The organism is Luteibacter jiangsuensis (assembly GCF_030812295.1).
Taxonomy (GTDB): Bacteria; Pseudomonadota; Gammaproteobacteria; order Xanthomonadales; family Rhodanobacteraceae; genus Luteibacter; species Luteibacter jiangsuensis_A.
Genome location: NZ_JAUSSK010000004.1, coordinates 297,423 through 323,023 on the forward strand (window position 1 = coordinate 297,423; position 25,601 = coordinate 323,023).

The 25,601-nt window shown below is 65.3% G+C and carries 22 protein-coding genes; 13 read left to right on the plus strand and 9 right to left on the minus strand.

Going from position 1 to position 25,601, the window contains the following annotated elements; all coding sequences use genetic code 11:
• The first annotated feature begins 14 nt into the window (after positions 1-14).
• Positions 15-1,442: an adenosylhomocysteinase gene (gene ahcY / locus J2T07_RS15165; protein ID WP_306850947.1), complete on the plus strand. Its 1,428-nt coding sequence runs from the start codon at positions 15-17 to the stop codon at positions 1,440-1,442.
• A 106-nt stretch (positions 1,443-1,548) separates the two neighbouring features.
• On the plus strand, positions 1,549-3,132 hold the full coding sequence (locus tag J2T07_RS15170; RefSeq protein WP_306850948.1) for a Gfo/Idh/MocA family protein: 1,584 nt from the start codon (positions 1,549-1,551) through the stop codon (positions 3,130-3,132).
• Here the strand turns inward: J2T07_RS15170 and J2T07_RS15175 are convergent.
• Complete coding sequence (locus J2T07_RS15175; RefSeq protein WP_306850949.1) at positions 3,129-4,226, minus strand: LacI family DNA-binding transcriptional regulator; 1,098 nt, start codon at positions 4,224-4,226, stop codon at positions 3,129-3,131. The genes J2T07_RS15170 and J2T07_RS15175 overlap by 4 nt on opposite strands.
• A gap of 311 nt (positions 4,227-4,537) precedes the next feature.
• Between J2T07_RS15175 and J2T07_RS15180 the strand changes: the two genes are divergently transcribed.
• From J2T07_RS15180 to J2T07_RS15230, 11 genes are all read left to right on the plus strand, one after another.
• Positions 4,538-5,728, plus strand: coding sequence for a Gfo/Idh/MocA family protein (locus tag J2T07_RS15180; RefSeq protein WP_306850950.1), 1,191 nt, complete (start codon positions 4,538-4,540; stop codon positions 5,726-5,728).
• Positions 5,725-6,930 carry a nucleoside permease gene (locus J2T07_RS15185; protein WP_306850951.1) on the plus strand — a complete coding sequence of 402 codons (1,206 nt, stop codon included), beginning with the start codon at positions 5,725-5,727 and terminating at the stop codon, positions 6,928-6,930. The genes J2T07_RS15180 and J2T07_RS15185 overlap by 4 nt, the downstream gene beginning before the upstream one ends.
• A 16-nt stretch (positions 6,931-6,946) precedes the next feature.
• A complete protein-coding gene (locus J2T07_RS15190) occupies positions 6,947-7,822 on the plus strand; it encodes a sugar phosphate isomerase/epimerase family protein (protein ID WP_306850952.1) in 876 nt (291 codons plus the stop codon).
• 10 nt (positions 7,823-7,832) lie between these two features.
• On the plus strand, positions 7,833-9,524 hold the full coding sequence (locus J2T07_RS15195) for a GMC oxidoreductase (protein ID WP_306850953.1): 1,692 nt from the start codon (positions 7,833-7,835) through the stop codon (positions 9,522-9,524).
• Between the two features lie 10 nt (positions 9,525-9,534).
• The gene (locus J2T07_RS15200) at positions 9,535-10,125 is read left to right on the plus strand and encodes a gluconate 2-dehydrogenase subunit 3 family protein (protein WP_306850954.1); all 591 of its coding nucleotides are present in this window, start codon (positions 9,535-9,537) and stop codon (positions 10,123-10,125) included.
• Position 10,126: 1 nt separating this feature from the next.
• Positions 10,127-11,182 (plus strand): sugar phosphate isomerase/epimerase family protein, encoded by a 1,056-nt coding sequence (locus tag J2T07_RS15205; RefSeq protein WP_306850955.1) that lies wholly within the window; start codon positions 10,127-10,129, stop codon positions 11,180-11,182.
• Positions 11,179-12,090 (plus strand): hydroxypyruvate isomerase family protein, encoded by a 912-nt coding sequence (locus tag J2T07_RS15210; RefSeq protein WP_306850956.1) that lies wholly within the window; start codon positions 11,179-11,181, stop codon positions 12,088-12,090. The genes J2T07_RS15205 and J2T07_RS15210 overlap by 4 nt, the downstream gene beginning before the upstream one ends.
• 20 nt (positions 12,091-12,110) lie before the next feature.
• A complete protein-coding gene (locus tag J2T07_RS15215; protein ID WP_306850957.1) occupies positions 12,111-12,887 on the plus strand; it encodes a 3-keto-disaccharide hydrolase in 777 nt (258 codons plus the stop codon).
• 139 nt (positions 12,888-13,026) lie between these two features.
• The gene (metF, locus tag J2T07_RS15220; RefSeq protein ID WP_306850958.1) at positions 13,027-13,857 is read left to right on the plus strand and encodes a methylenetetrahydrofolate reductase [NAD(P)H]; all 831 of its coding nucleotides are present in this window, start codon (positions 13,027-13,029) and stop codon (positions 13,855-13,857) included.
• 2 nt (positions 13,858-13,859) lie between these two features.
• Complete coding sequence (locus tag J2T07_RS15225; protein WP_306850959.1) at positions 13,860-14,432, plus strand: DUF4124 domain-containing protein; 573 nt, start codon at positions 13,860-13,862, stop codon at positions 14,430-14,432.
• A 94-nt stretch (positions 14,433-14,526) separates the two neighbouring features.
• Positions 14,527-15,444 (plus strand): branched-chain amino acid transaminase, encoded by a 918-nt coding sequence (locus tag J2T07_RS15230; RefSeq protein ID WP_306850960.1) that lies wholly within the window; start codon positions 14,527-14,529, stop codon positions 15,442-15,444.
• Between the two features lie 132 nt (positions 15,445-15,576).
• Here J2T07_RS15230 and J2T07_RS15235 read toward each other — a convergent pair whose 3' ends face one another.
• The 8 genes from J2T07_RS15235 to J2T07_RS15270 all read right to left on the minus strand — a co-directional run bounded on the left by J2T07_RS15235 (position 15,577) and on the right by J2T07_RS15270 (position 25,587).
• Entirely contained in the window at positions 15,577-16,452 is an 876-nt protein-coding gene (locus J2T07_RS15235; protein ID WP_306850961.1) for a hypothetical protein, read from the minus strand.
• A gap of 12 nt (positions 16,453-16,464) precedes the next feature.
• On the minus strand, positions 16,465-18,072 hold the full coding sequence (locus J2T07_RS15240; RefSeq protein ID WP_306850962.1) for an esterase-like activity of phytase family protein: 1,608 nt from the start codon (positions 18,070-18,072) through the stop codon (positions 16,465-16,467).
• A complete protein-coding gene (locus J2T07_RS15245; protein ID WP_306850963.1) occupies positions 18,072-20,423 on the minus strand; it encodes a TonB-dependent receptor in 2,352 nt (783 codons plus the stop codon). Before J2T07_RS15245 ends, J2T07_RS15240 begins: the two co-directional genes overlap by 1 nt.
• Before the next feature lie 139 nt (positions 20,424-20,562).
• Positions 20,563-21,846, minus strand: a complete 1,284-nt coding sequence (locus J2T07_RS15250) for a sensor histidine kinase (RefSeq protein ID WP_306850964.1) — start codon at positions 21,844-21,846, stop codon at positions 20,563-20,565.
• Positions 21,830-22,516 carry a response regulator transcription factor gene (locus J2T07_RS15255; protein ID WP_166699672.1) on the minus strand — a complete coding sequence of 229 codons (687 nt, stop codon included), beginning with the start codon at positions 22,514-22,516 and terminating at the stop codon, positions 21,830-21,832. Before J2T07_RS15255 ends, J2T07_RS15250 begins: the two co-directional genes overlap by 17 nt.
• A gap of 194 nt (positions 22,517-22,710) precedes the next feature.
• A complete protein-coding gene (rimK, locus tag J2T07_RS15260) occupies positions 22,711-23,646 on the minus strand; it encodes a 30S ribosomal protein S6--L-glutamate ligase (RefSeq protein ID WP_306850965.1) in 936 nt (311 codons plus the stop codon).
• The gene (locus J2T07_RS15265) at positions 23,643-24,092 is read right to left on the minus strand and encodes an ATP-dependent zinc protease family protein (RefSeq protein WP_306850966.1); all 450 of its coding nucleotides are present in this window, start codon (positions 24,090-24,092) and stop codon (positions 23,643-23,645) included. The genes rimK and J2T07_RS15265 overlap by 4 nt, the downstream gene beginning before the upstream one ends.
• Positions 24,093-24,279: 187 nt before the next feature.
• The gene (locus J2T07_RS15270; protein ID WP_306850967.1) at positions 24,280-25,587 is read right to left on the minus strand and encodes an MFS transporter; all 1,308 of its coding nucleotides are present in this window, start codon (positions 25,585-25,587) and stop codon (positions 24,280-24,282) included.
• Positions 25,588-25,601 lie beyond the last annotated feature (14 nt).

Below are 25,601 nucleotides of genomic sequence, written 5' to 3' on the forward strand. Positions count from 1 at the left end.
CGGAGCTACGCCAGATGAACGCCGTCACCAAAGACACCTTCCAGGATTACAAGGTCCGCGATATCTCCCAGGCCGCCCTCGGCCGCCGCCGCATCCGCATGGCGGAAGAGGAAATGCCGGGCCTGATGCAGATCCGCGCCCGCTATGCCAAGGAGAAGCCGCTCCAGGGCGTGCGCCTCTCCGGCTCCCTGCACGTCACCAAGGAAACCGCCGTGCTGGCCGAGACCCTGCGCGAGCTGGGCGCATCGGTCCGTTGGGCCTCCTGCAATATCTTCTCTACCCAGGACGACGTCGCCGCGGCGCTGGCCGCCGGTGGGTTGCCGGTGTTCGCCTGGAAGGGCGAGTCGCTGGAGGAATACTGGGACTGCACGCTCGACATGCTGACCCACCCGGGTGAGCTCGGTCCGCAGTTGATCGTCGACGACGGCGGCGACGCCACCCTGCTCATCCACAAGGGCCTGGAGCTGGAAGAAGGCTCCGACTGGGTGAACTCGCCGGGCGCCAACCACGAGGAACAGGTCATCAAGGACCTGCTCAAGCGCGTCGCCAAGGAGCGCCCGGGCTTCTGGAAGAAGGTCGCCGCCGAATGGCGCGGCGTCTCCGAAGAGACCACCACCGGCGTGCACCGCCTGTACCAGCTCGCCGAAGCCGGCAAGCTGCTGGTCCCGGCGATCAACGTCAACGATTCGGTCACCAAGAGCAAGTTCGACAACCTCTACGGCTGCCGTGAATCGCTGGCCGACGGCATCAAGCGCGCCACCGATCTGATGGTCGCCGGCAAGGTCGCCGTCGTCTGCGGCTACGGCGACGTGGGCAAGGGCTGCGCCCATTCGCTGAAGGGCTTCGGTGCCCGCGTCATCGTCACCGAAATCGACCCGATCAATGCGCTGCAGGCCGCGATGGAAGGCTTCCAGGTCACGACGATCGAAGAGACCCTCGGCTTCGGCGACATCTACGTCACCACCACGGGCAACAAGGACATCATCACGCTCGAGCACATGGCGGCGATGAAGAACAACGCCCTGGTCTGCAACATCGGCCACTTCGACAACGAGATCCAGATCGACCGCCTGAACACGGCGAAGGACGTCACCCGCGAAACCATCAAGCCGCAGGTCGACCGCTACACCTTCGCCAAGGGCAACAGCATCTACATGCTCGCCGAAGGCCGCCTGGTGAACCTCGGCTGCGCCCACGGCCATCCGAGCTTCGTCATGTCGAACAGCTTCTCCAACCAGACGCTGGCGCAGATCGACCTGTGGAAGAACAAGGACACCTACGAGAAGACGGTGTACCGCCTTCCGAAGAAGCTCGACGAGGAAGTCGCCCGCCTGCACCTGGAGCAGATCGGCGTGAAGCTGACCGTGCTCACCAAGGAGCAAGCCGACTACATCGGCGTGCCGGTGGAAGGCCCGTACAAGCCGGACCACTACCGCTACTGATCGAACGATCCATCGCGGTCACGAGGAGGCGCCTTCGGGCGCCTTCTTGCGTTGTCGACTACGGTTTAGTATTGACGGTCGCACCGTACTGGGGTTTACGCAGCGCATGACGGACGAATCGAAGATCGAGAAAGATGAGCTGATCCACGGCGCGGGGGAGACGCCCGAGGATGCGCAGGCCGACCTCAAGATCTCACGCCGTAACTTCATCGCGGGCACGGCCCTCGCCGCGACCGGGTTGATGATCGTGCCCCGCCATGTCCTGGGCGGGCCCGGGCATACGCCACCCAGCGATCGGTTGAACATCGCCGGCATCGGCGTCGGCGGTATGGGCGCGCACAACATCCGCGCCCTGGCCGGCGAGAACATCGTCGCCCTGTGCGACGTGGATTGGCGCTATACGGAGGAGTCCTTTCGCAGGATGTTCGGCGACCTGGGGAACACGCAGGCACGCCTCGACAAGGCGCGAACCGCGGTGGAGCGCCGGGATCTGCAGGATGAGATCGAGCATACGAAGCTGCTTTCCCGCAAGTTCGGTTCGATCAAGCGCCATACCGATTACCGCAGGATGCTCGAGCAGCAAAAGGACATCGACGCGGTGGTCATCGCGACGCCGGACCACCTGCACGCGACGATCGCCAGCGCGGCGATGGGCCTTGGCAAGCACGTCTACGTGCAGAAGCCCCTTACCTGGTCGATTCACGAAGCCCGGGAACTGGCCCGGAAGGCAAAGGAGAATCCCCGGATCGTCACGCAGATGGGAAACCAGGGGCATTCGACCGACGATGCCCGGTTGATCAACGAGTACATCGCGGCCGGGGCGATCGGCGATGTGCGCGAAGTCCACGTATGGACGAATCGCCCGCTTGCCTACTGGCCGCAAGGCATTCCACGCCCGCAAGCCAGACCTGACCCGGGGGACGCGAACTGGGACATGCACGCGGTGACGGATCGGCTCGCCAATGCCATGGCCGGCAACTATCCGGTGCCGCAGGGGCTCGCGTGGGATCTCTTCCTCGGTCCCGGCCCCGTCGTCGAATACCACCCTCTCTATCACCCGTTCAACTGGCGCGGGTGGGTGGATTGGGGCGTGGGTGCCATCGGCGACATGGGCGCCCATCTGATCGATTCGCCGTTCTGGTCGCTGGACCTGGGTTTACCGACGTCCGTGGAGACCGTGTCGACGCCGTTCGACAAGGCGTCCTATCCCATGGCGACGATGACCTACTACGACTTTCCGGCGCGCGGCGGCATGCCGCCGGTGAGGCTCACCTGGTACGACGGCGCGTTGCTTCCGCCCGGGCTGGAGGCGCTCGGAGCCGGGCAGATGAGCAAGGACGGCGGCGTGCTCTATATCGGTGACAAGGGCAAGCTGATCCACGAGACATACGGTGCGAACCCGCGGCTGCTGCCGCAATCGTTGCATGATTCGGTGGGTACGCCTCCCCGGACATTCGCACGCATCGAGACCTCGCACGAGATGAACTGGGTGGATGCCTGCAAGGGGAAGGGTCAGGCATCGTCGCCATTCGCGTACGCCGCGCGGCTGACGGAAGTCATGCTGCTAGGCGTCGTATCTCTTCGGGCGGGTGGCAGGATCGAATACGACGCGCAGAACATGCGCATCGCCAATCTGCCGGGAGCCGACGAATTCCTGCGTCGTGAGTACCGCGAGGGCTGGTTCCTCTAGGGCTGGTCGGCGCCAGCCGGCCGCGTGCGCCGACAAGGCCCGGTCGATCCCCGCAGTACCAGTTCGGCGGACAACACCCGCTTGCGCGTTGGCACCTCCGGGTCGTTGAGTATCTCGATCAGCATCATCATGGCTTCCCGTCCCAGCGCGTTCTTCGGCTGGGAAACGGTGGTCAACGGTGGCGAGGTGTAACGGGCGAAGCGGATGTCGTCGAAGCCGACGACGGAGACGTCTTCCGGGATGCGCAAGCCACGGGAGATCAGGGCGCGCATCGCGCCGATGGCCATTTCGTCGTTGGAGCAGAAAACCGCGCTGAAGAACAGGCCCTGCGAAAGGAACAACTCGACGGCGCGTTCGCCGGCTTCGATGGAGAAATCCCCGGCGGCGGTAAGGGCGGAGTCGACGGCGATGTTCGCTCGTTGTAACGCAAGGTGGTAACCCTGCTCGCGATCGACGCAGATCGGGCTCGACGAGGGGCCGGCGATGAAGGCGATCTCGCGGTGCCCCAGGGTCACGAGGTAGTCGACGGCTGCCGCGGCCGCCGCGACGTTATCGACGTACACGCTCGATATGGCGCTGTCCTTGACGTATTCGCAGGCGTTGACGAGCGGCAGACGGCCCTCGATAGGGATCGCCGGCACGCGATGGAACATGGTGATGATGCCGTCGGCCTGCCGGGCCGCGACCATGTCGGCATAGGCCTGTTCGCGCACGAGACTGCTCTGCGTCTCGCCTAGAAGCACGGAGTACCCATTCTCGTAAGCGACCTGCTCGATACCTCGGATCACTTCCGAGAAGAACGGGTTGGCGATGTCGGGAAGCAGGGCGACGATCAGCCGCGTCCGCGCGGTCCGCAGGTTGCGCGCAAGCGCGTTGGGCGTATAGCCGAGGCGTTTGACGACCTCATGGATACGCTGACGCGTTTCCTCGCTCACGATTTCAGGGCGTTGCAACGCGCGCGAAACGGTTGCCACTGAAACCTTTGCGATGGCGGCGATTTCCTTCACCGTTCGCACGCGAACGGGCTGCGGCGCAACATCGGTGTGCTGGCCCTTGCCGCCTTTCCGCTTTCGCCTGGATTCCTCTGTACTCACGCGTTTTCCATCCCTTTGCCTGCCCGAGGCGTTCCGCACGATAGCAGCCGGCGGCGCGTTCAATATGCTGCATTGCAATGTAATGGATTACATAAAACCGTTGCAGGCTTCTTCACCCGTCTGATACATATCTTGGCATGTTCAGGGCTCTCGACAGTGGATAGCCCGGGGAAATCACGGACTCCAAGCAGGCGAAGGCCTCCTGGTCCATATGCCACATGGATGTAATCGAATACATTTTGGCGGCAAGAGGTCGCCGGGGAACCCATGGCAAGCCAGTCGATATCGAACAGCGGCAGGACCACCGACCGATGAGGCTCGGCATGGGACTCGTCGGCCCCGGCTTCATCGCCGCGCATCATCTCGATGCCGTACGGCGCCTGGGCGATGTCGAGGTGGTCGGCATCGCCGGCTCCAGCTTCGAATCCGCGAAAAAGCGGGCGCGCGAGTTGAATGCCGGCCAGGCTTATGCGAGTTACCGCGAACTGCTGGCCGATCCCGCTGTGCACGTGGTGCACAACACCACGCCCAATCACCTGCACCGCGAAGTCTCCCTGGCGTCGCTGCGCGCCGGCAAGCACGTGATCTCCGACAAGCCCCTCGCCGCCACGATGCAGGAAGCGCGAGAACTTTACGAGGCCGCACGCGACGCGAATCTCGCTCATGTCGTCACGTTCAACTACCGAGGCTACCCGCTCGTGCAGCAGGCACGCGCGATGATCGCCAAGGGCGAGATCGGCAAGAGCGTGTTCGTGCACGGTTGCTACCTGCAGGACTGGCTCACCGATGAGCGCGCTTACACGTGGCGCCTGGACCCCAAGCTGGGTGGTGCCAGTTCCGCGCTCGGGGATATCGGCTCGCACTGGTGCGACCTGGCCGAGCACGTGACGGGCGCGCGCATCGTCGCCGTACTGGCCGACCTGCACACGGTGGTACCCGTGCGCGAAGCACCGGACGCCTCGGCGAAAGCCTTCGCGGGCGCGGCGGCGACCGCCGGGAAACCACGCAGGATCACCAGCGAAGACCTGGCCAGCGTGCTGCTTCGTTTCGGCAACGGTGCGCGCGGTTGCGTCACCGTCGGCCAGGTGCTCCCCGGCCACAAGAACGATCTCCGCCTGGAGGTCAACGGACGCGAAGGCTCGGTAGCGTGGCGCCAGGAACAACCCAACGAACTCTGGATCGGGCATCACGCGAAGGCGAATACGACGCTCACGCGCGATCCCGCGCTCCTGGACCCTTCCGCCCGGAGTTACGCGCACCTGCCCGCCGGTCATCCCGAGGCCTGGGCGGACGCGTTCCGCAACGTGATCTCCGACGCCTACGCGTGGGTCCGCCAGGGTGCCGCGCCGGAAGCGAAACCCGTCGCGCTGCCCACGTTCGCCGACGGCTACCGCAATAGCCTCCTGGTGGACGCCATGCTCAAGAGCCATGCCGCCGGGGGCGTATGGCAGTCGATCGACGACCCTTTCGAACCCACACGTACAACGAGGAAACGCGGATGAAATGGCGCCTTAGAGTGATGATGCTGTTCGAATTCGGGATCTGGGGCGCGTGGTACGTCACCGTCGGCACCTGGCTCGGCAAGACACTGCATTTCACCGGCACGGAAATCGGTGCCGTCGCGGGCACCACCGCCATCGGCGCGATCATCTCGCCGCTGTTCGTGGGGCTGCTCGCCGACCGTCTCTTCGACACGCGCCGGGTGCTCACCCTGTTGCACCTCCTTGGCGCCGTCCTGCTCGCGGTCGCCGCGCAACAGACCACGTTCGCGCTGGTATACGCTCCCCTGCTGGCTTACAGCCTCTGTTACATGCCGACCCTGGCCCTCACCGCCTCGCTCGCCATGCGGCACATCAAGGACCCGCAGGAAGAATTCGGCGCCATCCGGGTGTTCGGCAGCATCGGCTGGATCGTGGTGGGCCTGGTCGTCGGTGCGTGGGGCGTGGAAGCCACGGCATCTCCCCTTCTCCTGGCGGCCGGCCTTTCGGTCGTGATGGCGGGCTACTGTTTCACCCTGCCTCCGACGCCGCCGCTGGCGCGCCATACGCGCTTCGAGATGCGCCATGCGCTGCCGCTCGAATCACTGCACCTGCTCCGTGGGCGCTCGATGGCGGTGTTCGCCCTCGCCTCGTTCCTCATCTGCATCCCGCTGCAGTTCTACTACGCGTTCACCAACCTGTTCCTCAACGAGGTGGGCGTGGTCAACGCCGCCGGCAAGATGACCGGCGGGCAGATGTCGGAGCTGTTCTTCATGCTCCTCATTCCGTGGTTCTTCCGGCGCCTGGGCGTGAAGTGGATGCTCGCCGTCGGCATGCTCGCCTGGGTGCTGCGTTATGCCATGTTCGCCTTTGGCGGCACCGGAGAGCTGATGTGGATGCTCTGGCTGGGCATCATCCTGCACGGCGTCTGCTTCGACTTCTTCTTCGTGGTGGGCCAGATCTACATCGACCGTGAAGCCCCGCCCGCGCTGCGCGCGGCAACCCAGGGGCTGATCACCTTCCTGACCTACGGCCTGGGCATGTTCGTCGGTTCATGGCTGTCCGGCGTGGCGGTCCAAACCTATACGCGAAGCGACGCGACGCACGACTGGCACGCCATCTGGCTCATCGCCGGTGCCTTCGCCGCATTCGTTTTCGCCCTCTTCGTCGTGCTCTTCAAAGATCGCAAGGCCACCGCGGACGCCGCCGTCGCCGCCACCCCCTGATTCGGGAGAACCGTTCATGATGAATCGCAGGCAGTTCCTCGCGCATTCCGCGCTGTGCGGCACGGCGCTGGGGCTTGGCCTCGGCGCACCGGGAAAGCTACTTGCCGCCGCGTCGAAGGGCAAAGGACTGGGCATCCAGCTCTACATGGTGCTCGACGCCTACAAGAACGACCCCGTCGGTACGCTCCAGACCCTGAAGTCGATCGGCTATACGGAGATCGAAGCCATCGTCACCGGCACGGCCGGGACACTGCGCGATCAACTGAAGGAAGCCGGCCTGGGCTGTCCGAGCATGCACTTCGACAGCCTCGGTTTCGAGGCGGGTATCGAAGCCGCGCATACGCTCGGTGCCCGGTACATCGTCAGCAGCATGTTGCCCTCGATCATGCAGAAGGAAGCGAACAAGCCGGGCGAACCGGCTTATTCGCTCGACGACGCCAAGCGCACGGCGGAGTATGCGAACCGCCTGGGTGAGAAGGCCAACAAGGCCGGCCTCCAGTACGCATATCACAACCACCACGCCGAATTCACCGACGTGGGCGGTGGGCAGGTGTTCTACGACGTACTGCTGAAGGAAACGGACAAGAAACTCGTGCAGTTCGAACTCGACTGTGGCTGGGTCGCCGCTGGCGGCAAGAATCCGGCCGACTACTTCAAAGCCAACCCGGGTCGCATCCCGCTGATGCATGCGAAGGATTTCCTGCGCGGCGATCACAAGGATTACCCGGGCGCCGAACTCGGCCGTGGCAAGCTCGACTACAAACCGATCATGGCGGCAGCGGATACATCCGGACTGAAGCATTGCTTCGTCGAACAGGAGGGCCCGTACGCCCGCATGAGCCCGCTCGACGCCGCGCGCGTCGATTACGACTACCTGCGCCCGTTGCGCTGAAGGGAAAGGCATGGGAACGAACACATTCGACGCCATCGTCGTCGGCACCGGCGTAAGCGGCGGCTGGGCCGCCAAGGAACTCACCGAGAAGGGCCTCAAGACGCTCGTGCTCGACCGCGGCCCGATGGTCAAGCACGGCGATTACCCCACGGCCATGAAGGCACCGTGGGAGCTGCCCTACGGCGACGAGCCGACGCAGGAAGACCTCGCCCGGTGGCCCAAGCATACGCGCCCATCGTTCTACGGCATCACCCAGTCCACCAAGCACTGGTTCGCCGACGACATCGACAACCCGTACGAGGAAACCAAGCCGTTCGACTGGTTCCGCGGCTACCACGTCGGTGGACGTTCGCTGATGTGGGGCCGGCAGAGCTATCGCTTCAGCCCGATGGACTTCGAGGCGAACGGCAAGGAAGGCGTGGGCGTGGATTGGCCGATCCGCTATGAAGATCTCGCTCCGTGGTACGACCACGTCGAGCATTTCATCGGGGTCAGCGGCAATGCCGATCACCTGGCCCAGCTGCCGGATGGCGATTTCCTGCCCCCCATGGAGCTCAACTGCGTCGAAAAGGACTTCCAGGCCAAGCTGGACGACAAGCTCGACCGCAAGCTCATCATCGGCCGCACCGCCAATCTCTCCGCACCGCTGAAACACAACCAGAGCCCGCAACGCGCGACCTGCCAGTATCGCAACCTGTGCATGCGTGGATGTCCGTTCGGCGGCTACTTCAGCAGCAACTCGTCTACCCTGCCTTCCGCCGAACGCACGGGCAACATGACGATGGTGACCAACGCCATCGTCTACGAGTTGATCTACGACAACGACAAGGGCAAGGCCACCGGCGTGCGCGTGCTGGATGCGGAGACCGGCCACCAGACCGAATACTTCGCCCGGGTGATCTTCATGTGCGCGTCCACCTTCGGCACCTCGCACATCCTGTTGAACTCGAGATCGAGCCGCTTCCCCAACGGCTTCGGCAACGACAGCGGCGAACTCGGCCACAACATCATGGACCACCTGTTCGGCACCGGCGCACGCGCCATGGTCGACGGCCATGAGGACCGCTATTACTCCGGCCGACGCCCCAACGGTTTCTACATTCCCCGTTATCGCAACATCGGCACGGACAAGCAGAAGTACCTGCGCGGTTTCGGCTTCCAGGGTGGTGCGGGCCGCCAGGACTGGACTCGCCTCGTCGACCAGCAGGCACTGGGTGAGGAGCTCAAGCGCGCCGCCCAATCCCCCGGCCCCTGGTACGTCTCGATGATGGGCTTCGGCGAAATGCTGCCCTCCCACAAGAACTTCGTGACGCTCGACCGCGACCGCAAGGACAAGTACGGCCTGCCCGTCCTCAATTTCGATGCCGCGCACCAGGAAAATGAAATCATGCTCGGCAAGGCGATCATCGACGACGCGATGGAGATGCTCACCGCCGCGGGCTATCGCGACGTGAATTCCTTCAAGATGAAGGCCAACGTCGGCGCCGGCATCCATGAAATGGGCACCGCACGCATGGGCCGGGATCCGAAGACCTCGGTGCTCAATGGCTGGAACCAGATGCACGCCTGCAAGAACGTCTTCGTGACCGACGGCTCGGCCATGACCTCGTCCGCCTGCCAGAACCCGTCCCTCACTTACATGGCGCTGACCGCACGCGCGGCCAACCACGCCGTGGAAGAACTCAAGCGCGGCAATCTCTGAGGATCTCGTCATGAATCGTCGCGAATGGTTGAGAAGTATGTCCGCGCTGGCCGTCGGCGCCATCGCGGGCCCGTCCTTGCTGGCGGTGTTCGACGCGCACGCCACATCGCGGAAGCCGGATGCGAAGCCGCAATTCCTCGATCCGGCGCGGTACAGCCTGGTCGGTGCCGTGTCGGACATCGTGATTCCGCGTACCGATACTCCCGGAGCGGTCGATGTGGGCGTGCCGTTGTTCATCGACCAGATGTTCGTGGCCGTCTACACCAAGGCCGACCGGACGCGTTACCTCACCGCCATGGCCGCCTTCGAGAAAGCGGCCGGCAAGCCCTTCCTCCAGCTCGACGACGCCCAGCGCAAGGCATTGGTGACCAGGCTGCATACCGAAGCGTTGGCCGTGCCCAGGGGCGGTAAGCTGGCGCCGGCGGCCGATTTCGTGCTGATGAGCAAGAAGCTCGCGATGCTGGGCTTCTTCCTGTCGCAGCCGGGTTGCACCCAGGTGCTCCAGTACGCCCCCGTCCCCGGCGCGTGGAAGGGCGATATCCCGTTGGCCGAAGCGGGCAACGGCAGGGCCTGGGCCGTCGAGACCGAACTGAAGATCTGACATGAAGACACTCAAGGGTCCAGGCATCTTCCTCGCCCAGTACGCATCGGACGAGGCGCCGTTCAACACGCTGCCCGACATCGCCCGCTGGGCGTCGTCGCTCTCTTTCATCGGGGTCCAGATTCCATCCAACGACCGCCGCCTGTTCGACCTGGAGCAGGCGGCGGCGAGCAAGACGTACTGCGACGACATCACAGGCATGCTTGCCGAACACGGCCTGGCGGTGACCGAACTGTCCACGCACCTGCAAGGGCAACTGGTGGCGTCGCATCCCGCGTACGACCGTCTGTTCGACGGTTTCGCGCCCCCCGCACTGCGTGGTCATCCGCGGCAGCGCCAGGAGTGGGCGGTGCGGCAACTCAAGCTTGCGGCCACGGCAAGCAGGAACCTCGGCCTGACGGCGCATGCGACCTTCTCCGGCGCGCTGGCCTGGCACCTGTTCTATCCATGGCCGCAGCGCCCGGCAGGGCTCGTCGACGAAGCCTTCGCGGAACTCGGCAAGCGTTGGAAACCGATTCTCGATGCCTTCGACGAGGCCGGCGTCGACGTCTGCTATGAACTCCATCCCGGCGAGGACTTGCACGACGGCGCCACCTTCGAGCGATTCCTCGACGCGGTCGACCACCATCCGCGCGCCAACATCCTCTTCGATCCAAGCCACATGGTCCTGCAGCAGATGGACTATCTGCGGTTCATCGACCATTACCACGAGCGCATTCGCGCCTTCCACGTCAAGGACGCCGAGTTCCGGCCCAGCGGACGCTCCGGCGTCTATGGCGGCTACCAGAACTGGATCGACCGCCCCGGGCGTTTCCGTTCGCTTGGCGACGGGCAGATCGATTTCGGCGCGATCTTCAGCAAGCTCGCGCAATACGACTATCCGGGCTGGGCGGTGCTCGAATGGGAGTGCTGCATCAAGGACGCGCAGCAGGGCGCGAAGGAAGGTGCCCCCTTCATCCGCGACCACATCATCAAGGTGACCGAGCGCGCCTTTGACGATTTCGCCTCGACAGGCAGCGACGTTGCGTTCAACCGCCAGATCCTGGGGCTCGAATGAGCAAGCCTGAAGACACGACCGACCTCGGCCGCCGTACCGCATTGGGCCGCCTTGCCACCGCCGCGGCGGTCGTGGGAGCGGGACCCCTGCTCGCTTCCGCCAGCACCGGCGCCGAAAAAGCCGGTTCGCCGACGGCCTCCGGCGGGCGACTGAGGCAGTCGCTGAGCCGCTGGACATCCAAGGCGCCTCTTCCCGAGCTATGCAAGCGCCTGAAGGCCATCGGCTTCGCCGGCGTCGATCTTCTCTATGCGGACGAATGGTCGGTGGTAACGGGCAACGGGATGGCGGTGTCGATGGGCTATCCCGCCAAGCGGGACAACTTCATTGAAATGGGCTTCAACGATCCAGCGAACCATGCCACGCTGATCAAGGAAATCGAGACCACGATCCCGCTCGCCAAGCGCGCAGGCGTGACCAACCTGATCACCATGTTCGGCAACCGCAAGGACGGCATCGACGATCGGCGGGCCATCGACAACTGCATCGCCGGGCTGTCGAAGGTCGCACCGTACGCGGCGGAGAATGGCATCACGCTCTGCCTCGAGCTGCTGAACAGCAAGGTGGACCACCATGGGTACCAGGGCGACAGCACCGCCTTCGGCGTGGCGGTGGTCAAAGGCCTCGACTCACCCAACGTCAAGCTGCTCTACGACATCTATCACATGCAGATCATGGAAGGCGACGTGATCCGCACCATCCGCGACAACATCCAGTGGATCGGTCACTTCCATACCGGCGGCGTGCCCGGCCGCCACGACATCGACGGCACGCAGGAACTCAACTACCGCGCGATCGCCATGGCCATCGCGGACCTGAACTACCGGGGCTTCATCGCGCATGAATTCATGCCGTCTCGCCCGGACCCCTTCGACTCGTTCGCCGAGGCGTTCAGGACGTGCGCGGTATGACATCTTTCCCGGGAATGCCCATGAAACGCTTCGGCTCGACAACCCTCACCCTCTTCACCCTCGCGCTCATCGGCTCGCCGTGCGCATGGGCGCAGGACGATCCGAAGGCGACGGAGCAATGGGAGCCGGTGCCCAGGCTCGTCACCCCGGGGGCGAAGAAAGACATGCCGCCTGCCGATGCGGTCGTGCTCTTCGATGGTCGTGACCTTGCCGGTTGGGAAACGTCGAAGGATCACTCTCCCGCCCACTGGAAAGTGCACGACGGCGTGGTCACCGTCGACAAGACCACCGGCAACATCCAGACGCGGCGACGTTTCCGCAATTACCAGCTGCACCTGGAATGGCGGATACCGAAGGACATCACCGGTGAAGGCCAGGCGCGCGGTAACAGCGGGCTCTTTCTCGCCTCCACCGGCCCCGGCGACGAGGGCTATGAAATCCAGATCATGGATTCGTGGGAAAACAAGACCTACGTCAACGGACAGGCCGCGAGCGTATACAAGCAGACGGCGCCCCTCGTAAACGCGGCGCGGCGCCCCGGCGAATGGCAGAGCTATGACGTCGTCTGGACGGCGCCGGTCTTCGCCGCCGATGGCTCGGTGAAATCGCCGGCGTACGTCACGCTGTTCCATAACGGCGTGCTCGTGCAAAACCACACCGAGCTTTCCGGCGAGACCTTCTACATCGGCAAACCCAGGTACAAGGCTTATACCGATGCGCCAATCAAGCTACAGGCGCACGGTGACCACTCCCAGCCCATCAGCTTCCGGAACATCTGGGTGAGGCCGCTGGACTGAATCGGTGACCCCTCGAATGTCACGATGAGCCTGAAGGCGATGGCCCCGTCTGGCCAGCAGGTCTCGTCAAAAGCATACGGACATCTTTCCATCTGGATGGAAAGATATTTATACTGCGGGCATCCACGCGAGATCGCCCATGCCCGCCATCAGCTTCGAATTCTTCCCGCCCAAGACCGACGAGCAGCGCGAGCAGCTCGATGCGGCGGTCGTCCGCCTCAAGGCGCACGCGCCGGACTATGTCTCGGTGACCTTCGGCGCGGGCGGGTCGACGCTCAGCTACACGGACGACACCGTAAAGCGCCTGCGTGCCGAACACGGTCTTTCGGTGGCGCCACACCTGTCCTGCATGGGTGGCACGAAGGCCGAGATCGCCGCGTTGCTGGACACCTACAAGGCCACCGGCTGTCGCCGCATCGTCGCCCTGCGCGGTGACCTCCCTTCCGGCATGGCCACCCCTGGCGACTTCCGCTACGCGGCGGAACTGGTCGCCTTCATCCGTGAGCACAGCGGCGACCATTTCCACATCGAGGTCGCGGCCTATCCGGAAACCCATCCCCAGGCCGAGAACGCGCTGACCGACCTCAGGCACTTCAAGGCCAAGGTCGATGCGGGCGCCAATGGCGCGATCACCCAGTACTTCTTCAACGCGGACGCCTACTTCCGTTTCGTGGACGACGTGGCGAAGCTGGGCGTGCAGGTGCCGATCGTGCCGGGCATCATGCCGATCGCCAATTTCAGCCAGTTGCGCCGGTTCTCCGAGCAGTGTGGCGCGGAAATCCCCCGCTGGATCGTGAAGCGCATGCAAGCCCACGGCGACGACGCGGCCGCGGTGCGCGACCTGGGTGCCGAGGTGGTGGCGGAACTGTGCCAGCGCCTGCTCGACGGCGGCGCACCCGGGTTGCACTTCTACACGATCAACCGCGCGCGGGCGACGACCTCCGTGCTGGAGCGGCTCGCCGCGCGATAAACGTGCGCTTCATCACCCTTTGCCGAGGCGCCCCCGGGGATGATGGCGCACCGCTCGCCACCGTGTTCCGCTCCGTGATCCGCGCCACCGCCCTGCTCCTGCTTCTCTTCCTCGCCCTGCCCGCCGCCGCGCAGACCGCGATCCATCGCTGTGTCGGACCCGATGGCCGCCCGGTCTTCAGCGACCAGCCATGCACCAGCGTCGGTGCCACGTCCGTCATGCCCGCGGCGGCGTCCTCCACGTTGACGGCCGCGGCGGATGGCCCCTCCGCCGGCCTGCTCTGCGCGAAGGATCTCACCGAGTTACGCGACGGCGTGGCGCAAGCCTTCGCCTCCCGCAGCGCCAATCGCATCGGGGGGTTGATCCTGTGGAACGGCTACGGCAGCGGCGGCACGGTCGACAGCCTGCGCTCCATGGAACTGTTGGTACGGCAACCCCTGGTCTCGCTCGAAGGCAGCGAAGGCGGGGGGCTCGACGCGGTGACCGCGGGCCCGGGCGGCGACGGATCGACCCGTCGCGCGCATTTTGGCGTGGTGAGGGACTCCGGCTGCCTGTGGCTGCGGCCGCCGGGCTGAGACGGAAGCGCCATCCGCCGCCGCACTGACGCGACGCGCCATGTGGGCGGCGGCCGTACCCGTTATCATGGGCGGTCCCCTCCGGAGCGTACCCATGTCGCAGAACTACCCCGAATGGATCTGGCAGAACGGGCAGATCAAGCCCTGGCGCGAGGCCACCGTCCACGTGATGGCGCACGCGCTGCACTATGGCTCGTCGGTGTTCGAAGGCATCCGCAGCTACGAGACACCCGACGGCGCCGCCATCTTCCGCCTGACCGACCACCTGAAGCGCCTGTTCCTCTCGGCGAAGATCTACGACATCGAGATCCCGTACTCGGTGGACGAACTGGCCGACGCCTGCCGCGACGTCATCAAGAAGAACGACCTCAAGGCCGCCTACCTGCGCCCCGTGGCCTTCCGCGGCCTGGGCGGCTTCGGCCTCTCGGCCGAATGCCCCACCGACGTGGCCGTGGCGACGTGGCCCATGGGCCCCTATCTCGGGCCAGAGGCGCTGGAGAACGGCATCGATGCCTGCGTGTCGAGCTGGCAGCGCTTCGCGCCCAACACGATCCCCGCCGGTGCCAAGGCCGGTGGCAACTACCTTTCCGGCCAGCTGATCGCGCGCGAGGCGCGCCGCCTGGGCTTCGGTGAAGGCATCGCGCTGGCCTCGACGGGCCTGCTGAGCGAAGGCGCGGGCGAGAACCTGTTCCTGGTCTTCGACGGCGTGCTGCACACCACGCCGGCCAGCGCCTCGATCCTCACCGGCATCACCCGGCACACGCTGATGGCGCTGGCACGCGAGGAAGGCATCGAAGTGGTCGAACGCGACCTGCCGCGCGAGTACCTCTACCTCGCCGATGAAATCCTCATGTGCGGCACGGCGGCCGAAGTCACGCCGATCCGCTCCGTGGATGGCAAGAAAGTCGGCAGCGGCAAGGGTGGCCCGATCACCCGCCGCCTCCAGGAGCTCTACTTCGGCCTGTTCACCGGCAAGACCGCCGACCGCTGGGGCTGGCTGGAACCGCTGTAACCCATCTGGCGCTTCCTTGCCCGGGGGGGTGACCCTCGGGTGGGAAGCGCGTCGGCGCGCGATCGTGCAACCCGATCGTAGCCGAGGCCACTTTCCACCCGGGGCCATGTTCCGGAAAGCGGGCCCTATCCCTTAGTTGCAGAAGCCGTTCGGATAGGTGGACGACTTATAGGCGTAGAGCCAGCTGGTCTTGCCACCGTCGTTGGCGATGTTCCAGCCGTTGCCGATCGAGCCGATCGCCTTGTTCAAGGTCTGCGAGCGGGTGAGCACCGGCGTGGTGAAGTAGTTGTCCGCATCGGCCTCGACGCGGAACGACAACTCGGCGAGCGAGGGAGTGGACGCGCCGTTGACGTACCACAGGGTCAGCGTGAACTCGGCCACCGATTGCCCGATGTCGGACTCCGGACCGTCGTATTCCTGCTGCGTCACCGTGACGCCCGCCACCGGCGAAAGCCCCGCGGTGGAGATATCGGACAACGCCGACGCACCCGGGAACTGCTTGATGAGCGCCGAGACGGTCGTGGGCGTGGTGGTCGCATCCTGTTTGGTGGAATGCGCGAGCACAAGGCTGCCCGGCGTGACGTCGGTCTCGAACTTGGTCTCCTTGTTCTTGCCCGCACCCGATACGTCCGTCCAGTAGGACAGTTCTTCATCGGCGTGGCGGAACTTGAACTGGATGTCGCTGTGGTCGCCGGCGCGCGTACGCACGGTGTAGCCACGATTCATCAGCGAGCAACTGTGTGGCGTGTCGTAATAGGCCAGCGTGTCGCGATCGCCCGCGCTGAAGCTGCCGCTGATCGTCTTGTCGAAGGCAAGCGCGGACAGGCGCACCGAGACATCGTGCAGGAGCGTGGCGGCCGCGCTGGAGGGATTGCTGGCGAAGCGCGTGGGATCGAGCAGCACCTTGTATTCCTTGCTGTCGACATAGGCCGGCGTATTGGCATGGCTGGCCGTGGCGCCAAGCAGCAGCGTGGCGGAAAGCAAGGATAGAACCGTACGTTTCATCATGCGCATGACCCTTCAGTGGTGGTGGGAGGCGGCGGTGGAACGCATGCCCGGCAAGGTCAGCCGGTACACGAGGATGCGGTTGTCGTTGTCGATGGCGGAGTCGCAGCGCCGGCCTTCCATGACGCAGCGCTTCGCGATGAAGTCGTTGTCGTTGCCGACCAGGAGGAACCAGTCGTCCGGGTAGGCCGGGTCGAGCACGGGAACGAGGTCCATCGCTTCCCACTTTTCGGACAGCATCGCCAAGCCCGCCTTGTCGCGTTCGATCGAAAGCCCGAAGCGTGCGAGGTCGGTCGGGTCCAGCAGATCGACCAGCGGTTTCCAGCTGGCCGGGTGGATCCCGGCGCGCAGGCCGTCATCCTGCCCCAGCACCGACGTCGTCGATGTCTCGTACGTGGTTCCCGCGAGGTTGCTGGCACCGTCCGTGTCCACCAGCAACACGCTCTTGAACACGATGGGCTTGCCGTTGTCGGCACCGTAGCCGTTGCCGTCCCGGGCGAGCATGAGGAAACGGTGATCGTCGATGACGCGGATCTCGCTCTGTGCCGCCGTCTTGTTCGGTGCGCCACCGTCGCCCTTGTCGTCGTATGCGGGAAGGCGAACCACGTAATGCGCCACGGGGCGCTTCGGCACCGCATTCCGGCTCACGTCGTAGACGAGTACACGGGTGAGCGTGCGGCCCGAGGCATCGCCGGGGGCACTGTCCTGAACCAGCGCGCTCTGCAACACGACGAACAGGTGTTTGCCATCGGGCGAAAGCGCCATGCCTTCGACACCCTGGTTATTGCGCCGGCCACTGGCGGGTGCACGCAGGGAGGTGAAGTCGGGCTTGCCATCGGCGTCGAGCGGTTGCACCGACCTCGGCGGAACGATAACGCCCGCGAGCCGCCCTTTCGCATCGAAGCGATAGACGTTGGCCGCGTACTCGTCGCCCACGTAGAAGCCACCATCGCGGGTGAACTGCAACGATTCCGCATCCAGCGACACCTTGCCTTCGCCCTCTCCTGTCGCAGGCGAAGGCAGGATGACGCCCCGCTCCGTGCGCAGGCCACCTCGTGGCTCCGCTCCCGTGAACGGCTTCCCGTCGAAGTCGCGCAACTCGCGCCCTCCGTCGGGCACCATCACAAGACGCGCCCCCGGCGCAGGCACCGCACCGTGCGTGGGCACCGAGCCCTGTGTGGGTGCAGCGCCGTGCATCGGCGACACCGCGCCTTTTGTGGGAGCCGCTTCAGCGGCGAACGACGCCCGCCCCACCGTCATGCTGAAACGAAACCGGTGCAACCGCCCCCGGTAATCGAAGGACACGTCGTGCTCCGGATCGTTGCGGCCGCGATCCGGTAGCGTCCATAGCACGCCGGTGTACGTGTCGCCTTCACGCTTCCAACTGCCCGGCTCGATCATCAGCGACGAGAACGAGCCAAGCGTGTCGCCGAGGAAATCCAGCGTGCCCGCCGGCAGCGATCCCGCGGCGACCAGGCCCTTGTCGACATAGGTCGTGTCGCCCATCCGGATGGCGCGTGGCAACGGCGTCGAGGCGATGTCCGGTACCCGCACCTCGCCCGTCTGTGCCGCGGCGCTGCCCAGCAAGAGCACCACGGTCAGGCCGGCGACCATGCGCAGCATCAGAAGCGCACGTCGAGGTTGGCGAAGTACTGGCGCGGCGCCGAGGCATGGAACACGTACGCGGTGCCCTTCGGATCGCTGGGCACGAAGGCGCTCGAATCGAAGTTGCTTGCGTAGCGCTTGTCACCCAGGTTCGTCACGTTGATCGACAGGCGGATGTCCTTGGCGAAGGAAACGGGCCCGAAGTCGTAGCCACCGGAAAGGTCCCACACGGTGAAGCCGCCAAAGCCCCGGTCGTTCGTGTACGTGTAGAAACGCTCGCCCGTGTACTTGCCGCGCAACGAGGCGAACCAGGCGCCCTGGGTCCAGTCGATCTGTGTCGCGAAGAGCTTGGCCGGCGTGTCGGTCTGGATCTTGCCCTTGGTGTGCTGGACGACGCCGGCCTGCACGTAGTCGCTGGCATAGGTGGAGCGGTTGTACGAGGCCGAGTTGTACCAGCGCAGATGGTCGGTCGGCGTCCAGACGAAGGTCACTTCGACGCCATGGCTGTCCACGCCGCCCACGTTGTAGAAGCGGTTGCCACACGACGGACCGACCGGCTGGCGCGAGTCACAAGGGTTGTACTGGAGCAGGCGGTTGTCGAAGCGCACGTTGTACGCGGCCACCGAGGCGGCCACCGGACCGGTCTCGATGCGATAGCCGGCTTCCAGGCTGCGTGACTTCTCGGGCTTGAGATCGCCCTGCGTATCCCAGATGGCCTGGCTCACCGCCTGCGGGCCGAGCTTGAAGCCGCCCTGGAACATCGCGATGTTCTTCGCGAAGCTGGCGAACACCTCCTGGCCGTCGGCGATCTTGTAGCGCGCGCCGAACTGCGGCAGCAGGGCCTTGCTCGCACTCAGCTTGCCACTGGCGAACTGGTTGTTCGACGTGGGCTTGATCGGCTGCACCGCGTCACCGGGAAGTGCCGTGGCCTGGGACGTGACGTGCGGGCTTTTCACGCCGACATCGACGGTGAGTGCATCGTTCAGGAAACGAATCGTGTCCTGCAGGAAGGCCTGTCGCGTGTTCCATACCGTGCGCTGTGCGAAAACGCCGAGATCGGGCGTGGCGTCGATGGGTGCGCTCAGGTCGCGCGGTCCGCTGACATAGCTGCTGTAGCGCGAGGCGCTGGAGACATTGTGTTCGTACCAGACGCCGCCTTCGATGTGCTGGTTGGCGAAGTCCCACGCGGCGGAGAGGATCGCTCCGGAGCGGTTGATCGTATACAGGGTGTTGCGGAAGATGATCGGCAACTGTCGCGGCGTACCCGGATACGAATAGGTGCCGCTGTTCCAGTTATGTCCCTCGCCGGCGTCCTCGTGGTGATAGACCTGGGCATGGATGGTGACCGAGTCGCTGGGGAAGAAGTCACCGGCGAGGTAATAGAGGTCGTCGTCGCGCAGGATCTGTCCCGCGGTGAAGGCACCGTCCGCGTCGGTGTCCGCGCCGCTCTTGTCGCAGAGCTTCGCGTTGAGCGTACCGGTGTTGCAGTACGCCTTGCCGATCGCCCGCTGCCAGTCCGGCGCGTAACCGCCCCAGTCCCAGCCGAGCCCGCGCGCCAGCTCACTCTTGGACAGATAGAAATAGTCGGCCTGCGAGGTACGCGAGGTGTCCGCGAAGCCGGTGAGGCGGCCCCAGTCGAAGTCCCACACGGCCTTGCCGTTGAACTGCTTCGTGGTCGAGCCGTTGTAGACGCTCTGGTTGTTCCACAGGTCCGAGGTGGTGCGCGCACCGGACAGGTACATCGAGAACCCGTTGTACTCGCCGGTATCGAAGCGGGCGAAGGTACGGCGGTTCTGATCGCTGCCGAAGCCCTGCACGACGCGGCCACCCATGGTCTTGAGCGGATCGCTGGAACTGTAGGCGATGGTGCCGCCGAGATTGCTGGTGGAAGGCGTGCCGAGATTGCCGATACCTTCGGAAAGTTCCGCGCCGGCGAAGTTCTCGGAGATCAGCGCACGATTGATCGAGAGGCCGTTGTAGTTGTTGTAGGCGCTGTCGCCGAGCGGCATGCCATCCAGCGTGTAGCCCAGCCGCGTGCCGCTGAAGCCGCGCAGGCTCAGGGTCATGGATTGCTCGTTGGTGCCCAGCGCATCGACGGACTGCGCATTGACGCCAGGCAGCACGTTCAACACTTTCTGCAGGCTGGTTCCCGGCGGAAGCACCTTCTGGTCGGACGTGCGCAGGCGCTGTACCTGACGCGTCTCACCCGTACCGATGACGGAGACGGCGTCCAGGTCCTGCGCCTTGTCGCGCTTGGCCGCGGTGGCGGGGGTATCGGCCGTGGAATCGGTATCCGTCGCATGGACGGCGGAAGCGAAAGCCATGCCCAGGGCGATGGCCAGAACGGTCTGCTTCAACAAGAGCGGCATCCTTACTCACGCTGACGCGCCGCAGCCCCTCCCCTGAGGCAGCCCGGTACACGCCGTGGAAGCGTTGGATAGTCGGGCGTCCAAATGAAATCTTGATGACAGCTGAGATGACAACGGGGAGCCGCTTGGGCTCCCGCGCTCAGCGGAAGTCGATCGTGGAGATCGCGCCGGCCATCTCGGGGCGTGGACGCAGGGAAACGTCCCAGTCGTAGAGTTCGCAAAGGCGGCGAACGATGGCGAGGCCGAGGCCCGCGCCGCCACCGGTGGCGCTTTCGCCGCGGATGCCACGCTGGAAGAGCTTTTCGGCATCCTCCGGCTTGATCCCGGGACCGGTATCGATGACATCGATGTGGCCATCGAGGACACGCACGGTGACCTTGCCTTCCATCGTGTACTTGATCGCGTTGCCGATCAGGTTGGTCAAGGCCACGGAGAGCACCGATGCGGGCGCGTTCACGGTGACCGACCCGTCCGCGATCAGTTCGATCTCGATCGGCTTGCCACCCATCTGCGGACGCTGGCTTTCGATGACGTCGGCGGCGACCCTGGCCACGTCCGTGGTCTCGCCACGCGTCGGCCCGCGGCGCTCCGCACGCGACAGCAGCAGCAAGGCTTCGATGAGTTCGGTGGCCTGGCGCGAGGCGCGCTCGATGCGTTTCAGGCGCTCGCGCAGCTTGTCGGTGAGATCCGGCGAGCCCTGCAACAGTTCCGTGGTGCTGGCGATGACCGCGAGCGGCGTGCGCAATTCGTGGCTCACGTCGGAATTGAATTCGCGGTCGCGCTCGACCACCGAGGTCAACCGCATGGCGTATTCGTCGAGCGCCACGGCGAGCTCGCCCACCTCGTCGTCGGCGAAATGCGGGGCCAGGGCCTCGGCCTTGCCCACGCGGCGGAAGTCGCGCAGGCGACGCGCCAGGTCGGTCACCGGCCGCAAGACGCGCGACGACAGCCACACGCCCAGCACCAGCGAAAACAGGCCGAACAGGAAAACGGCCGCGACCACGCTGGTGATCAGCTGGCGCTTGCCCAGTTCGTCGCGCGAGACGTCGAACTGCAGGAAATTGATGATCCCGCCTTCGCGCCGCACCGCCACCTTGTAATGGTGGTTCTTGCCGTCCTTGTCCGTCTCGTAGAGATCGTGCACGCCGGTATCGAGCGACTGCCAGGTCAGCGGCGCCTTGTAGATCGTGCGATCGCTGAAGGTGGACGCCTTGACGATGTTGAACTGCGGACGCTCATTGGGATTCGCGCGCACCTGCTCGTTCAGCGAATCGACCTCGTCCTGGAGGGCCGAGTTGATCAGCTGCTCTTCGACGCGCTCACGGATGTTGATCGCCGCGAACGCGAACAGCGCGCTCAGGCCGAACCCGAACAGCGTGAATGTGACGATCAGTCGGAAACGAAGCTTACGCCTGGACCGCATCCGGATCGACCATGCGGTATCCGATACCGTGACGCGTGTGGATCAGCGGTTTCTCGAAGGGTTTGTCGATGGCCGCACGCAGCCCGTGGATATGTACGCGAAGCGAATCCGAATCCGGCAGTTCCTCGCCCCAGACGCGCTGTTCGAGGTCCTGGCGGGTCACCACGGATGGGCTGGCCTCCATCAGCGCCTGCAACAACTTCAGGCCGATGGGGTTCAGCTGGATCGACTTGCCTTCGCGGGTCACCGTGAGCGTGTCGAGGTTGTAGGTGAGGCCGCCGACCTTGAGCACCCTGCTCTGCGGGCCCTTGCCGCGCCGTGCCAGCACTTCCAGGCGCGCCGCCAGTTCCTGCAGGGCGAACGGCTTGGTCATGTAGTCGTCGGCGCCGGACTCGAAGCCCGTGAGCTTGTGCTCCAGCGAATCGCGCGCCGTGAGCATGAGGACGGGCGTCTGCTTGTGCGCTTCGTGGCGCAGCTTCTTGGCGACATCGAGCCCGTCCATCCCCGGAAGGGTCAGGTCGAGCACGATGACGTCGAAATCGTGCACCACGGCCAGATGCAGGCCGGTGACGCCGTCGCCGGCGAAATCGACCACGTGACCACGATCCTCGAGGTAGTCCCCGATGTTGGTCGCGATGTCGGTATTGTCTTCGATGACCAGAACGCGCATGCGGCACTCCGTTGTGCGGTCGCTTTGAGTCTTATGAGTATTGCGACGGCAAGCTTAACGGGGAAACCGTGAAGCGGACAGAACTAAAAGAGAGGCCCGGACGGGGGAACCCGCCCGGGCCGAAAGAACTACTGCCCCGATACCGTCACCCCGCGTCGCGGAATCACAGTGGGACCTTTATAGGGGAGCGCCCTTTAAATCGCTGTTAACCCCTTCGGCGCCTTGGGCCGGCGGGCCTTCGGCACCGCCGGACGCCCGGCCAGCCGGGTCTCGCAATGGGCCACGATGGCGCCGGCGACGTCCACACCGGTGCTGCCCTCGATGCCCTCCAGCCCCGGGGATGCATTGACCTCCAGAAGCAGCGGCCCGCGCGAGGAGCGCAGCAGGTCCACGCCCGCCACCTCCAACCCCAGCGCCGAGGCGGCCTCGATCGCCACCCGGCGCTCGTCGTCGGTCAGCGTGACCTGGGCGGCGCTGCCGCCTCGATGGAGGTTCGCGCGGAACTCGCCCGGCGCCGACGATCGCTGCATCGAAGCCACCACCTGGTCGCCGACCACGAAGCAGCGCAGGTCCTGGCCGTTCGCTTCACGGATGAACTCCTGGACCAGGAAATTGGCGTAGAGGCCACGGAACGCCTCGATGACGCTCTGCGACGCCGAGCGCTTCTCGGCCAGGACCACGCCAGCGCCCTGGGTTCCCTCGTTGAGCTTGATGACATGCGGCGGGTCGCCAAGCATCGCCATGAGGTCGGCGGTGTCGTCGGGGTTGTCGCCGAAGGCGGTCAAGGGCATGTCCACGCCGCGTGCCGCCAGCAATTGCAGGCAGCGCAGCTTGTCGCGGGCGCGCAGCACGGCGTCGGACGGGTTCGGGGTGAAGACCCCCATCAGTTCCAGCTGGCGCAGCACCGCCGTGCCATAGAACGTGCTGGAGGCCCCTATCCGGGGGATGACGCAGTCCACCGGGCCGAGCGGCTTGCCCTTGAAGTGGATGGCGAAGGATTGTGGCGCGATGCTCATGTAGCAACGCAGGGGGTCGATCACCCGCACCGTGTGCTTGCGCTTGCGCGCAGCCTCCACCAGCCGCTGGGTGGAGTAGAGCCGCGCGTTGCGCGACAGGATGGCGATCTTCATGACGGGTCCCGGACGGCGCGGCGCGGCGTCTGCGAGTAGGAAAGCGAAGGATCGACCAGGAAGCGCCCGTCGAGGGCGGTCCGGCCGAGCAGGAGGGGAAACAGCATATGCCGCCGGTCGGTCAGGTTGACGTCGGCCATGAAGCGGTGGTCGGCCAGTTCCACTTCCGTGCGGATGAACCAGCGCATGGTGGTGTGACCGCCCGAGTCGGTGACCGAGCGCTGACCCGTCGCCTTCGCCTCGCAAGGCGCGGACACCCCACCCTTGCGCGTGGTGCGCACCTGGAAGCGCAGCCAGATACCGTCGGACCGCTGGTCCACCTCCAGCCATTCGACGTGCAGCGACGACGAGCGCGCGCCCGTATCCAGCTTGGCCTTGAGGACGGTGATGCCGAGCGACGGAAGTGCGAGCCGTTCGCGCCAGCCTAGGGTGATGACGTCAGTCATGGGGTCTGGAGCGACGGGTAGGGGGGACGACGGCGGGTCGCGGGGAACGACCCATGTTCGCGGCGGCACGCCTCGATGGGAAAAGGATGCCGAAGGTGCGATGCCGGCGCAACTGTACCGGGCGGCCGATGGGCAGCCCTCGTCACGGGCATGAAAAATGCGTGAAGCGCAGAAGCGGCCTGGCGGCTCAGCCCGAGGCCACGCCCTGCCCTTTCCGCATCATGTACAGGGAGCTGGCGACGCCGACCAGGGCCACGAGGCCGACATAGTGCGCAGGCCCCAGTCCGCCCGCGGTCTTCGCCAGGTAGCCCACCAGTACCGGGGTGGCCGCGCCGCAAATGGCGTAAGCCACGTTATAGGACAGGGAGATACCCGAAAAACGAATGGCCGGCGGAAAGGCGGCGACCAGCACCGATGGCACGATGCCCGCCACGCCGGCGAACAACCCGGCCAGCGAATACAGCGCAAGCAGGTGGGTGCCGCCGCTCCTCAGGTCGAGGTACAAGGCATAGGTGCTGGCGGCCAGCCCCACCGAAGCCACCAGCATCGCACGCGCCTTGCCCTGCCAGTCCACCAGCAGGCCACCGAGCACGCAGCCGACGCACAGGGAAAACGCCGCGAGGCTGCCCCCGGTGAAGGCCCGGGCAGGCTCCACATGGAAGGCCGTCTGCATCAGCGTCGGCGTCATCAGGATCACCACGACGATCGCCGCCGTGAGCACCCAGGTGACGACCATCGACAGGGCCACGCCCGGCAGGTGATCGCGCAGCACGACCCACGCGGGCAACTCCGTCGTCAGTTCCTTGCGCTCGCGCATGCGCGCGAACACCGGCGTCTCGCTGAGCCAGCGTCGCAGGTACACCGCGAAGAACCCGAACACGCCGCCAAGAAGGAACGCGATGCGCCAGCCATGGTCGAGCATCGCCGCCTCGGACATGCGGGCGCTCATGGCGGCGGCGACCAGCGAACCGATGAGGATGCCGAAGGTGAGGCCGGAACTCAGGCTCGCGCACGCCAGGCCGACCCGGTGCCGCGGCACGTGCTCGGCAACGAAGACCCAGGCGCCCGGCACCTCGCCGCCGATGGCGATGCCCTGCACCACGCGCAACAGCGTCAGCAGCACGGGCGCCAGTACCCCGATCGTCGCGTACGTGGGCAGGAAACCGATGCACAAGGTCGGCACCGCCATCAGGAACACGCTGAGCGTGAACATACGCTTGCGGCCGACCCGGTCGCCGAAATGCGCCATCACCATGCCACCGAGCGGCCGCGCGAGATAGCCCACGGCGAAGATGCTGAAGGCCTGCAACTGTGCCACCCAGTCGGAGGTTCCCGGCGGGAAGAACAGATGCCCTAGCGTCTTGGCGAAGTACGCGAAGATCACGAAGTCGTAGAACTCGAGCGCGCCACCGAGCGCGGACAGGATCAACGTCTTGGCATCGCCACGGCCCAGCGGCCGGCGGTCGGTCATGTCGGTATCGATGATGGCGCTCATGGGGACGTCCGGGG

What these genes read in the sequence shown, in the direction of transcription:
- J2T07_RS15245 (WP_306850963.1), bottom strand. Translation starts at nt 20,423, where the DNA reads ATGCCGCTCTTGTTGAAGCAGACCGTTCTGGCCATCGCCCTGGGCATG.
- J2T07_RS15265 (WP_306850966.1), bottom strand. Translation starts at nt 24,092, where the DNA reads ATGACTGACGTCATCACCCTAGGCTGGCGCGAACGGCTCGCACTTCCG.
- J2T07_RS15210 (WP_306850956.1), top strand. Translation starts at nt 11,179, where the DNA reads ATGAGCAAGCCTGAAGACACGACCGACCTCGGCCGCCGTACCGCATTG.
- J2T07_RS15215 (WP_306850957.1), top strand. Translation starts at nt 12,111, where the DNA reads ATGAAACGCTTCGGCTCGACAACCCTCACCCTCTTCACCCTCGCGCTC.
- J2T07_RS15250 (WP_306850964.1), bottom strand. Translation starts at nt 21,846, where the DNA reads ATGCGGTCCAGGCGTAAGCTTCGTTTCCGACTGATCGTCACATTCACG.
- J2T07_RS15240 (WP_306850962.1), bottom strand. Translation starts at nt 18,072, where the DNA reads ATGCTGCGCATGGTCGCCGGCCTGACCGTGGTGCTCTTGCTGGGCAGC.
- J2T07_RS15190 (WP_306850952.1), top strand. Translation starts at nt 6,947, where the DNA reads ATGATGAATCGCAGGCAGTTCCTCGCGCATTCCGCGCTGTGCGGCACG.
- J2T07_RS15205 (WP_306850955.1), top strand. Translation starts at nt 10,127, where the DNA reads ATGAAGACACTCAAGGGTCCAGGCATCTTCCTCGCCCAGTACGCATCG.
- J2T07_RS15185 (WP_306850951.1), top strand. Translation starts at nt 5,725, where the DNA reads ATGAAATGGCGCCTTAGAGTGATGATGCTGTTCGAATTCGGGATCTGG.
- J2T07_RS15255 (WP_166699672.1), bottom strand. Translation starts at nt 22,516, where the DNA reads ATGCGCGTTCTGGTCATCGAAGACAATACCGACATCGCGACCAACATC.
- rimK (WP_306850965.1), bottom strand. Translation starts at nt 23,646, where the DNA reads ATGAAGATCGCCATCCTGTCGCGCAACGCGCGGCTCTACTCCACCCAG.
- J2T07_RS15270 (WP_306850967.1), bottom strand. Translation starts at nt 25,587, where the DNA reads ATGAGCGCCATCATCGATACCGACATGACCGACCGCCGGCCGCTGGGC.
- J2T07_RS15180 (WP_306850950.1), top strand. Translation starts at nt 4,538, where the DNA reads ATGAGGCTCGGCATGGGACTCGTCGGCCCCGGCTTCATCGCCGCGCAT.
- J2T07_RS15200 (WP_306850954.1), top strand. Translation starts at nt 9,535, where the DNA reads ATGAATCGTCGCGAATGGTTGAGAAGTATGTCCGCGCTGGCCGTCGGC.
- metF (WP_306850958.1), top strand. Translation starts at nt 13,027, where the DNA reads ATGCCCGCCATCAGCTTCGAATTCTTCCCGCCCAAGACCGACGAGCAG.
- ahcY (WP_306850947.1), top strand. Translation starts at nt 15, where the DNA reads ATGAACGCCGTCACCAAAGACACCTTCCAGGATTACAAGGTCCGCGAT.
- J2T07_RS15230 (WP_306850960.1), top strand. Translation starts at nt 14,527, where the DNA reads ATGTCGCAGAACTACCCCGAATGGATCTGGCAGAACGGGCAGATCAAG.
- J2T07_RS15170 (WP_306850948.1), top strand. Translation starts at nt 1,549, where the DNA reads ATGACGGACGAATCGAAGATCGAGAAAGATGAGCTGATCCACGGCGCG.
- J2T07_RS15195 (WP_306850953.1), top strand. Translation starts at nt 7,833, where the DNA reads ATGGGAACGAACACATTCGACGCCATCGTCGTCGGCACCGGCGTAAGC.
- J2T07_RS15235 (WP_306850961.1), bottom strand. Translation starts at nt 16,452, where the DNA reads ATGATGAAACGTACGGTTCTATCCTTGCTTTCCGCCACGCTGCTGCTT.